The sequence below is a fragment of the Yinghuangia aomiensis genome (assembly GCF_039542225.1).
In the GTDB taxonomy this organism is placed as follows: Bacteria; Actinomycetota; Actinomycetes; order Streptomycetales; family Streptomycetaceae; genus Yinghuangia; species Yinghuangia aomiensis.
This window is the reverse complement of the sequence record NZ_BAABHS010000006.1, coordinates 17,054-27,432: the sequence shown is the minus strand read 5'-3', so window position 1 is coordinate 27,432 and position 10,379 is coordinate 17,054. Positions and strand designations below refer to the sequence as shown.

General features: G+C 72.8%; 10 protein-coding genes. 6 read left to right on the top strand and 4 right to left on the bottom strand.

Annotation, left to right across the window (positions count from 1 at the left end):
* Positions 1 to 289: 289 nt before the first annotated feature.
* Entirely contained in the window at positions 290 to 1,555 is a 1,266-nt protein-coding gene (locus ABEA93_RS09675; RefSeq protein ID WP_345674964.1) for an NAD(P)-binding domain-containing protein, read from the top strand.
* Here the strand turns inward: ABEA93_RS09675 and ABEA93_RS09670 are convergent.
* Positions 1,552 to 2,232: a uracil-DNA glycosylase gene (locus tag ABEA93_RS09670; RefSeq protein ID WP_345674963.1), complete on the bottom strand. Its 681-nt coding sequence runs from the start codon at positions 2,230 to 2,232 to the stop codon at positions 1,552 to 1,554. The genes ABEA93_RS09675 and ABEA93_RS09670 overlap by 4 nt on opposite strands.
* Before the next feature lie 61 nt (positions 2,233 to 2,293).
* Here ABEA93_RS09670 and ABEA93_RS09665 point away from each other — a divergent pair, with 61 nt between their 5' ends.
* The 3 genes from ABEA93_RS09665 (at position 2,294) to ABEA93_RS09655 (ending at position 4,741) form a co-directional block, all read left to right on the top strand.
* Positions 2,294 to 2,773: a macro domain-containing protein gene (locus ABEA93_RS09665; protein WP_345675226.1), complete on the top strand. Its 480-nt coding sequence runs from the start codon at positions 2,294 to 2,296 to the stop codon at positions 2,771 to 2,773.
* 136 nt (positions 2,774 to 2,909) lie between these two features.
* Entirely contained in the window at positions 2,910 to 4,070 is a 1,161-nt protein-coding gene (locus ABEA93_RS09660; RefSeq protein WP_345674962.1) for a glycosyltransferase, read from the top strand.
* A 74-nt stretch (positions 4,071 to 4,144) separates the two neighbouring features.
* A complete protein-coding gene (locus ABEA93_RS09655) occupies positions 4,145 to 4,741 on the top strand; it encodes a class I SAM-dependent methyltransferase (protein WP_345674961.1) in 597 nt (198 codons plus the stop codon).
* Between the two features lie 282 nt (positions 4,742 to 5,023).
* On the opposite strand, the gene ABEA93_RS09650 is transcribed toward ABEA93_RS09655, so the two are convergent.
* Positions 5,024 to 5,422 carry a DUF302 domain-containing protein gene (locus ABEA93_RS09650; RefSeq protein WP_345675225.1) on the bottom strand — a complete coding sequence of 133 codons (399 nt, stop codon included), beginning with the start codon at positions 5,420 to 5,422 and terminating at the stop codon, positions 5,024 to 5,026.
* Positions 5,423 to 5,603: 181 nt separating this feature from the next.
* Between ABEA93_RS09650 and ABEA93_RS09645 the strand changes: the two genes are divergently transcribed.
* Together ABEA93_RS09645 and ABEA93_RS09640 are read left to right on the top strand one after the other, a co-directional pair.
* Positions 5,604 to 7,775 carry an MMPL family transporter gene (locus ABEA93_RS09645; RefSeq protein ID WP_345674960.1) on the top strand — a complete coding sequence of 724 codons (2,172 nt, stop codon included), beginning with the start codon at positions 5,604 to 5,606 and terminating at the stop codon, positions 7,773 to 7,775.
* Positions 7,776 to 7,864: 89 nt separating this feature from the next.
* Entirely contained in the window at positions 7,865 to 8,131 is a 267-nt protein-coding gene (locus ABEA93_RS09640) for a metal-sensitive transcriptional regulator (protein ID WP_345674959.1), read from the top strand.
* Between the two features lie 60 nt (positions 8,132 to 8,191).
* Here the strand turns inward: ABEA93_RS09640 and ABEA93_RS09635 are convergent, their stop codons facing one another.
* Complete coding sequence (locus ABEA93_RS09635; RefSeq protein WP_345674958.1) at positions 8,192 to 9,274, bottom strand: glycosyltransferase family 2 protein; 1,083 nt, start codon at positions 9,272 to 9,274, stop codon at positions 8,192 to 8,194.
* Positions 9,275 to 9,281: 7 nt separating this feature from the next.
* Positions 9,282 to 10,376 (bottom strand): GNAT family N-acetyltransferase, encoded by a 1,095-nt coding sequence (locus ABEA93_RS09630; protein ID WP_345674957.1) that lies wholly within the window; start codon positions 10,374 to 10,376, stop codon positions 9,282 to 9,284.
* Between the last annotated feature and the right edge of the window lie 3 nt (positions 10,377 to 10,379).

The window sequence follows — 10,379 nt, the reverse complement described above, 5'->3', positions numbered from 1 at the left end:
CCCGGGGCAGGCCGGTGGGGCCGGTAAACGCTCGTGGAGCGTTTTCGGGGGTGATGCGCGCTGCGCTGCGGCACTCCACGGAACCCCCGCCTGCGCGCCGCGCCGAGCTTCCGTACTCGCGCTCCCCGCTGCTCGGGCCCGCACGCCCCGCCGCCGTCGGCCTTCACCGCCGCATCCCCCGGCCGACTCGCTGCCTGGCCCCCACCCACCCCGCCCCGCGGTCATCTCCGTTGTTTGTTCTGCCCCGCCCGCCTATGTTGCGCCTGACTTGGCGTCGGGCGAGTGGAGGGTGGGCGGCATGGGTGGCATTGCCGAGACTGGCGGCGTTGCGGTGATCGGCCTTGGGGCAATCGGGTCCGGGGTTGCGGGAGCGCTGGTGGCCGCGGGGCATGAAACCTTGGTGCACGACGTTCGCTCCCAAGCCGTGCAGGTGTTCGCCGATCGGGCGAAGGCACCCGGATCGGTCGCGGAGGCGGCGGCCCGAGCCCGCGTCCTCGTCGTGGCGGTCGTCGACGACGCCCAGGTGACCGCGGTATTCGACGAAGCGCTGCCCGCCCTGCCCCCCGGCGCCGTCGTGCTCGTCCTCAGCACGATCTCCGTCGCCACGCTCACCGTCTGTGCCGAACGCGCCGACGCGCTCGGTGTGCACGTCGTGGACTGCGGGGTGACCGGCGGCCCGCAGGCCGCCGCCGACGGCCGCCTGGTCGCGATGCTCGGCGGCGACGCCGACGCCGTCGACGCGGTCGTGCCGGTCGTCGAGGCGTTCGCCGGGACCGTCGTGCGGATGGGCGGCCGTGGTGCCGGCATGCGCGCCAAGCTCGTCCGCAACCAGATGCAGTACGGGATCTGGGCCGTCGCCGCGGAAGCCGAACGCCTCGCCGTGGCCGCGGGTGTCGACGTCGAGGCCCTGAAGACCGTCGTCCGGGCGGGCGACGTGCTCACCGGCGGACCGACGACGCTGATGGGTGTCGACCTGCCGCCGGAGACGCGGCGCGGCACGGCGGCTCTCGCGCACAAGGACTTGCGCGCGGCGCTGGACCTCGCCGAAGCCGTGGGCGCGGACGTGCCGCTGACGGCGGCGATCGAACCGACGTACGACAGCGTCCTGGGCACGGAACCCGCGGAACCCGCGCCCGCCGCCACCCCCGCGCCCGCCACGGAAACCGTGCGCGAGCGCGGCCTGCGCCGCATGTCCGAGGTCTACAACCTGCCGATGGACCTCTCCGGCGCGACCAGCCCGTACGTCGACGTGACCATCGAGCACCTGTTCGGCGACATCTGGTCGCGCCCCGCGCTCGACACCCGCGAGCGACGCCTGCTCACCATCGGCGTCATCGCCGCCCTCGGCAAAGACGACCTCATGGAGCTGCAACTCTCCAGCGCGCTTGCCCGCGGCGAACTGACGCCCGAGCAACTCCGGGAAACCATCGTGCACTTGGCGCACTACGCGGGCTGGCCGCTGACCGCCGGCCTCGGCGGCATCGTCGAACGGCTGATCCGCAAGCACGAAGCCGCGACGGACAAGGCCGCTGACCGGGCGGCGGAAGACGCCTAGGGAATCCGCCAGTCGATCGTCCCCGCCCCCTGCTGCTGGAGCATCGCGTTGACCCGGCTGAACGGGCGGGATCCGAAGAAGCCGCTGCTCGCCGACATCGGGCTCGGGTGTGCCGACTCCACCACCGGCACGCCCGCGCCGAGCATCGGCCGCAGGTTGCGGGCGTCGCGGCCCCACAGGATCGCCGCCATCGGCTTGCCGCGCGCGACCAGCGCCTTGATGGCCTGCTCGGTCACCGCTTCCCAGCCCTTGCCGCGGTGCGCGGCCGGCTTGCGCGGCGCGGTCGTGAGCGCCCTGTTGAGCAGCAGCACGCCCTGGCGGGTCCACGGGGTCAGGTCGCCGTTCGACGGCGCCGGAATCCCGAGGTCCTGCTGCATCTCCTGATAGATGTTGATCAAACTGCCGGGCAGCGGCCGGACTTCCGGCGCCACCGAGAAGCTCAGCCCGACCGCGTGGCCCGGGGTCGGGTACGGGTCCTGGCCGACGATGAGGACGCGTACATCGTCGAAGGGCTGCTGGAAGGCACGCAGGATGTTCGGGCCGGCCGGCAGGTAGCTGCGCCCTGCCGCGATCTCGGCGCGAAGGAAGTCGCCCATCGCGGCAATATCGGCGGCCACCGGCTCCAACGCCTTTGCCCAGCCTGCCTCGACGGTCTCGTGAAGGGGTCGTGCGGACATGGCCCGCACCCTATCGGCCTATCCCGACATCACTGTCGGTGCCCGTGACTACGCTCCGGATATGACCGAAACGATCTCTTATCTGCGCGGTGATGCCACATCTCCGCAGGGCAAAGGCGTCAAGGTGATCGCGCACGTCTGCAACGACCAGGGCGGCTGGGGCAAGGGCTTTGTGGTGGCGCTGTCCCGCCGCTGGCCGGAACCCGAGGCGGCGTACCGGCGTTGGCACCGCGAGCGGGCGAAGAACGACTTCGCCCTGGGCGCGGTGCAGTTCGTGCAGGTCGACCGCTTCCTGTGGATCGCCAACATGATCGGTCAGCACGGCATCAAAACCGGCAGCAAAGGGGTGCCAGTCCGCTACGAAGCGATCGATACCGGGCTCGAAGCCCTTGCGGTGCGGGCACGTGAACTCGGTGCGTCCGTCCACATGCCGCGCATCGGCTGCGGGCTCGCGGGCGGCACGTGGGAACGCGTCGAGCCCCTGGTCACCGCGCGGCTGACCGGCCGCGGCATTCCGGTGACCGTATACGACTTCGACTGACGCCGTCCCCGTCCGCCGGCGCCCGGAACGGACCCCTTCGTTCGCCCGAGTTCGCCTGAACTCCGCTGCCGCGCCTGGCAGGATGGGCCCCGGCGCCGGGGAGGGGAGTCCCCGGCCGGTGTGGGGGAAGGCACCTATGCGCATCGTGATGATCGTCGGCTACCCCGGCGTCCCGTGGGAGACCGACTGGGTCAAGTCCGCCGGGCACGCCGCCGAGGTGATCCGGCTGTCCAACACCGACGAACTGACGTGGCCGAAGGTCCCGGGCGCGGACTACCTCGGCCAGGATCCCGACGACCCGCGGCACTACCAGATCAAGACCTTCAGCTGGCGCCCGTCGCGGCTGCTCGGCCGTGTCTCGCACGTCCTGATGGCGCGCCGCTACCAGCAGGCGATCCGCTACATCGCGGGCAAGTACGGGCCCGTCGACGTCGTCCACGCGCACTTCTACTGGGCGCACTACCTGGTCGCCATGAAGAAGGCCCTCGGCATGCCCTACGTGGTCACCGAGCACCACACCTCGTGGCAAGGCCACTGGACCGAGCCGCCGCCCAGCCCCCTCGGCATCAAGCGGGCGCGGGAGCTGTACGCCGACGCGCACACCGTGATCGCCGTCTGCCGGTCCCTCGAGGACAAGATCCGGTCGTACGGCCTCGGCGGGAACTTCGAGGTCATCCACAACCCGGTCGACGCCTCCGGCTTCGCGCTGCCCGATGCCGGTGACCGCCCCCGCGAGGGCCGCGACACCGTCGAGTTCGTGTCCGTCGCCCGGCTCGCGCCCGCCAAGGGCTTCGACGTCCTCCTCGACGCCTTCGCCGCCGCGTCCCGCGACGACCCGCGGCTGCGCCTGACCGTCGTCGGCGACGGACGCGAACGCGCCAAGCTCGAAGAGCAGGCCGAGCGGCTCCGCATCGCCGACGTCGTCACCTTCGCCGGACGCCTGCCGCGCCCCGAGATCGCCCGCCTGCTCGGCACATCCGACGCGTTCGTGCTGGCGTCGCGCGCGGAGAACCTCACGGTCGCCGTGCTGGAAGCGTGGTGTGCGGGGCTGCCGGTCGTCACCACCGATGTGGGCGGGCATGCGGAGGTGATGGAACCGCACCTGGGACACCTCGTCCCGTCCGAGGACACCGCGGCCCTCGCCGACGCCCTGCGCGCCGTGGCTGCCGCCCCCGAGGCCTACGACCGGCACCGGATCGCCGTCGAGGCCCGCAAGCGGTTCGCGCCGGAGACCGTGGGCGCGGAACTCGACCGGATCTACCGCTCGGCCGCGGCCGCGGATCAGGCAAGATCGTAGGGTCGCCCCCGCCGGATGCCGGCGGCTTCACGGCGGCGCAGGACACCGGCACGATCGGAAGGCGGCGGTCACACGTGGACGCCAAGGCATGGGACGAGCGTTACGCGGGCACCGAACTGGTCTGGTCGGCCGAACCGAACCGGTTCGTCGCCGAAGAGACCGGCGGGCTCTCCGCGGGCCGCGCCCTCGACCTCGCCGCGGGCGAAGGCCGCAACGCGATCTGGCTCGCCAAGCAGGGCTGGGACGTCACGGCCGTCGACTTCTCCGCCGCGGCACTCGCCAAGGGCAAACTGCTCGCCGACGCGCAGGGCGCCGCGGTGGAGTGGGTGACCGCCGACCTGCTGACGTGGACGCCGGAGCCGGGCGCGTACGACTTGGTGCTGGTCGCCTACCTGCACCTTCCGGAAGCGGAGATGGCCAAGGTGCTCGCCGCCGCGGCGGCGTCCGTCGCCCCGGGCGGCACTTTCCTGTTGATCGGCCACGACGTCACCAACCTGACCGAGGGCGTCGGCGGCCCGCAGGAGCCGTCGATCCTGCACACGCCGGAGCGGGTCGCGGGGGCTCTCGGCGACCTGCGCGTGGACCGCGCCGAGCGGGTGCGTCGGCCGGTCGTGGTGGAGGGGGAGCAGCGGGAGGCCGTCGACACGCTGGTGCGGGCGGTGCGGGGCTGAGAGGTGTCGGGGTGTAGCGCGGCTTTGTAGCCGGCCGTGTAGTGCAGTTTTGTCGTGCGGCTGTGTCGTGCGGCTGTGTCGTCCGGCTGTGTCGTGCGGTTCGGTCGTGCGGTTCTGTCGTGTGGTGGCGAAGCCCTCGGCCTGGATGCTCAGGCCGGGGGCTTTGTGCTGTCACCCCAGCGACATGGCCGCATCCTGGCCGGAAGCCGGAAGCCCAAGCCGGGTCCAGGCGGTTTCCGCTCCGCGAGCACTGCACGGACGTCCGGCCTCACCCACCCTCGCTCACCCCTTCGCGCCCTCCAGCGCCGCAAGCGCCGCATCCAGACGTGCCGTCGCCTCCGACGCCACCGGCTCCAGTTCCGCCAGCCCCGTCATCGTCACCATGACGTTCGGGTCGAGGGCCTGGACCAGCGTCGTGGTGCCGTCGCGGCGGACGACCACGTTGCACGGCAGGAGCAGGCCGATGGTCCGGTCGGCTTCGAGGGCGCGGTGGGCGAGGGGCGGGTTGCAGGCGCCGAGGATCAGGTAGTCCTCCATTTCGGCGCCGAGCTTCGCCTTCAGGGTGGCGGTGACGTCGATCTCGGTCAGGACGCCGAAGCCCTGGGCGGCCAAGGCCTCGCGGACCATCGCCACCGTGGTGGCGAAATCGCTGTCGAGGCGGATCGTGCGGTCGTACTTCACGGGCTGCATGCGGCTCTCCTCAAGGTCGGCGGGGTGGCCGGTCGGGTCCGGCGCTGCGGACGTCCACCACGATACCCCATGGGGTATTAGTCGTCTCATCATGCCACGTGGCGATACGGGTGGGGGTATCGGCTATGCTCGACGGCGTCAGTACCCCCGGGGGTATCCGAAGGAGAGTCCGTTGCCCCTCGCGAAGCACCGCACCCCGACCGCCGACCCGGCGCTGCCCACCCCCGGCCGCGAAGCCGCCTACGGCCTCCTCGGCCGCCTGGGCGCCTGGTCCGCCGCCCACCTCCGCCTCGTGGCCGTCCTGTGGCTGGCCCTGGTCGCCGGGCTCGGCGCGTTCGCGCCGCAGGTCACGTCCGCGCTCGCGGGGGCCGGCTGGCAGGCCAACGGCTCCGAGTCGGTCCACGTCCGCGAACTCGCGCAGCAGCACTTCGGCGGCAACGCCTCCTCCGCGCTCCAGGTCGTCGTCAGCAGCGACCGCCCCGTCGCCGACCCCGCCGTCCAGCAGGTCCTCACCGACGCCACCGCGCGCCTGAAGGCCGACAGCCGGATCGCCGACGTCGTCCCGCCGCAGCCCGGCGCGACCATCAGCCCCGACGGCCGCACCGCCATCCTGCTGGCCGGCGCCGGCGCCGACGCCAACGACATGGTGCGCGCCGCCGACGACCTCAAGGGGCCCCTCGCCGACCTGTCGCACGACGGCATCACGGTCGCCGCGACCGGCGCGTCCGTCCTGTGGAGCGACTTCAACACCGCCAACCACGACGCGATGATGAAGTCCGAGATGCTGTCCTGGCCGGTCACCCTCGCGATCCTCGTGCTGGCCTTCGGCTCGCTCGTCGCCGCCGGACTCCCGCTGCTCCTCACGATGGCCGGACTCGCCGCCTCCGCGGGCGCGTTGGTCCTGCTCAACCACCTCACGCCCACCTCGATCTGGGCGATGAACTTCGCCATGATGTTCGCGCTCGCGCTCGGCATCGACTACGCGCTGTTCCTCGTCGTCCGCTTCCGCGCCGCCCTCGCCAAACACGGCGATGCCCGCCGCGCCGTCGCGGAGACCATGGACACCGCGGGCAAGGCCGTCGCGCTGTCCGGCGCGACCGTGCTGGTCAGCCTGTCCGCCGTCACCCTCGTCCCGTCGCCCGCGTTCCGGTCGATGGCCGTCGGCATCATGCTCGCCGTCGTCTTCGTCCTCGCCGCGACGCTCACCCTGCTGCCCGCCGTCCTCGGCAAGCTCGGCCGCCGCGTCAACGCCGGATCGCTGCCGTGGACCCGCGGCAAGACCGCCGGCCCGTCACCGCGCTTCACCGCGTGGGGCGAACGCCTGTGGGCGCACCCGCTGCGCTACGGCATCCCCGCCCTGGCGATCCTCGTCGCCCTCGCCGCCCCGGTCATCGGCCTGCGCACCTCGATGCCGTCGATCACCGTCGTCCCCGAAGACTCCTCCGCCCGCGTCGGCTACACCGCCGTCCAGCAGGCCTTCGGCCCAGGCGCACCCGGCGCCCTGCAGATCGTCACTCCGACCGCGCAGGCCGCGCCCACCGCCGCCGCCCTGGCCGGCGACCCCGGCATCGCCGGCGTCATGCCCGGCCAGAACGCCCCCGACGGCTCCGGCTACACGCTGCTCCAGGCCGTGCCGAAGGTCGACCCGTCCGACCCCGCCCTCGAGGGCACCGTCGAACGCCTCCGCGACACGCTCCCCGACGAGGCCCTCGTCGGCGGCGCCGCCGTGGAGAACCTCGACCTCCAGTCCCTCCTCGACAGCAAGACCCCGCTGGTCATGGGCGTGATCCTCGCCCTCGGGTTCGTCCTGCTGATCGTCGCGCTGCAAGCCCCGCTGGTCGCACTGCTCGGGACGGTCACCAGCCTGCTCGCCACCGCGGCGGCGTTCGGCGCGGCCCGGCTGATCTTCCAGGACGGCCACGGCGCGGGACTGCTCGGTTTCACCCCGCAAGGCTTCCTCGACGGCTGGGCGCCGGTGTTCTTCTTCGCCATGATCTTCGCGATCGCGATGGACTACACCGTGTTCCTCCTTGCCGCCGCCAAGGAGCAGTACGAACTCACCGGCGACGCCCGCAAGGCCACCGTCGGCGCGCTCGCCCACTCCGGCCGCGTCATCTTCGCGGCGGCCGCCGTCATGGTCGCGGTGTTCTTCACCTTCGCCCTGTCCGGGCCGCTGCCGCCCAAGGAAATGGGCATCGTGCTCGGCCTCGCCGTGCTGCTCGACGCCGCCCTCGTCCGGCTCGTCCTGCTGCCCGTCCTGCTCCGCCTCACCGGCCGCGCCGCGTGGTGGAGCCCCGCCTGGCTGCGCCGCGTCCTCCCGGACGTGCGCTTCTCCCACGACTGACCCGTCTACCCCCGGGGGTGTGCGGCCTGCCCGGCCGCATACCCCCAGGGGTAAGATCGACGGTCAGAGTTCCGCAAGGAGGCAACCCGATGAAGGTCGACGACGACGCCGTCCAAGGCGTCCTGAACCGCCTGCGCCGCGCCCAGGGCCAGCTCGCGGGCGTCATCGCGATGATCGAAGCGGGCCGCGACTGCAAGGACGTCGTCACCCAACTCGCCGCCGTCTCCCGCGCCCTCGACCGGGCCGGCTTCAAGATCGTGGCCAGCGGCATGCGGCAGTGCATGGCGACCGCGGACAAGGACGCCCCGCCGATGACCGAAGCCGAGTTGGAGAAGCTGTTCCTGACCCTGGCCTGACCCTGGTCCTGGTCCTGGCCGGGGCGAACGGGCCCTGACCCGGGACGGCTCCGCCCCAGGTCAGACCGGCCGCACCCGGTTCCCGTGCCAGCGCACCCAGTCCCGGCCGCGGCGCAGCGTCACCAACGACGTGACCGGGTCGAGCCGGCCGCACCGCGACGCACCCAGCGCCATGCGGGCGCGCAAGCCCGGATACTCCGGCAGCGCCCGCAGGTCGGACAACTCGGCTGCCAGCTCCCGGAGTTCGTCCACCGTGAGGCCGTCCGCCGCCGACTCCCCGGCGTCCAACGCGCGGATGGCCTTGCGGAGCACCCCGCGCGCGAGCTTGCGGCGCATCGCGGTGCGGATCTCCCCGGCGTAGGGCAGGCCCTGGCCGTCGCCGTCGAGGAACGACTCGTAGCCGTCCCGAAGCTGGTACAGCCGGTCCCGCGCATCGAAACGCGAGTGGTGCATGTTGCTGTCGTGCACCCGGTAGTACGCCTGATCCGCGTCCGGCAGCCACCCCACCGCACCGCGCCGGGCCAGCCGCAGCCACATCTCCAGGTCGCCGGAATGCGGCAGCTTCGGGTTGTAGCCGCCCGCGTCGTGGTGCGCCGTCGTCCGCGCGACCACCTCCGGCGACAGGATCAGGTTCCGGCCCGCGCGGAACACCCCGCGGATCCACCGGTCGCCGTTCCACACCTTGCTGCGGCCGCCGCCGCGCGCCTCCGGGAGCGGACCGCCGCTGGTGAAGCGCACGGGATTCCCGTACACGAACGTCACGTCCGGGCGGCTCTCCATCACCGCCGTCGCCCGGCCCAGCGCGCCCTGCGGCAGCAGGTCGTCGGCCGACAGCAGCACGCAATAGTCGCCGTCCGCCCACTCCAGCAGGCCCTCGTTGTACGTCGCGATATGGCCCTTGTTGACCTTGTGCCGCTCGTACGTGACCCGCGGATCGCGCGCCAGATCCGCCCCCACATCGGGCGTCTCGTCCGTCGACGCGTCGTCGAGGACCAGCACCCGCACGTCGACGCCCTGCTGCTCCAGCAGCGACCCCACGTTGTTCGGCAGATAGCGCGCGTAGTTGTACGACGGCACCACCACGCTCACGCTCGGCAGCCGTCCCCGCACCGCATCCGCGCCGGACTCTTCCACGGCGGTCATTTCGCGCTCACCCCTCCACCGAGCCGACGGCGCCGACCGGGCCGCGCCCCGCCGCACGCCGGGTCCGCAGCTCCTTCGCCCGCACCCGCCCGCCGAGCAGCAGCCCGGACAGGCCCCGGCCGGCCAGCCATGTCGTGTCGTGCCGGTCGACGGCGCCGAACCGGTACTTGTACTCCTCCGCACCGCGCAGGAAATCGAACACGTCCGCGCCCTCGGCCCGCACCGCCGCGACGGTCTCGGCGACCAGGACGGTCCCCAGGCTCAGCCGGGCGAACGCCGGATCCCAACCGGTCTGGTAGTACGAGAAGGTGCCCTGCCAGAGGAACCCGTAGAGGATCCCCACCGGCCCGTCCGGACCCTCCGCGACCATCGCGCAGGGGCCGCGCCCCGGTGCGCCGCGGCCGATGAGCGCCAGGTGGAACGGCTTGCGCGCGGCATCGAACGTCGTCGCGCGGCCGAGCGTCTCCTGCCGCCGCGCGTGCAGGCCGAGCAAGGCGTCGAACAGCTTCTCGTCCATCGCGCCGGGCGGCACGAACCGGAACCGGACGCCCTCCGCGGCCAACCGCCGGGCGTAGTACCGAAGATCCTTGCGGAACCGCGCCGAGCCGATGGCTTCCGGGTCGGCGGGCATGGTCGGACACGCGGTGCGCTCCACCAGCCGCGCCCCGGGCGGGATGTACGCAGCGCCGGTCTCCGAGTCGAGGTTGGGCAGCCACAGCGTCGACCGCTGGGCGAGTGCGCCGAACCACGCCCGCACGTCGTCGGCGCGCGCGGGCGCGACCGCGAACCCGCAGTGGTCGGCGGCGCCGGCCCCGGCGCCGAGCACGGTGAGGCAGCGTGCCCCGGACGGCAGCCGAGGATGCAGGGCCTGCCGGGTGGCGAGCAGCGGGACGACGGCGTCGAGCCGTCCGTCGGGGCCGTCCCACACGGCCACCCGCGCTCCGCGCTGCTGCGGATCGTCGCCGAATGCGGCGAGCCAGGCGAGCACCCAGTCCGGCGTGCCGAAGTACGCGACCCCGGTCGCGGCGGCGAGGTCGCGCCAGGCCGGGACGAGGGACTCCAACGCGCCGGGGTCGGTGAGCAGCCGCGGGCGGGCGGACATCGC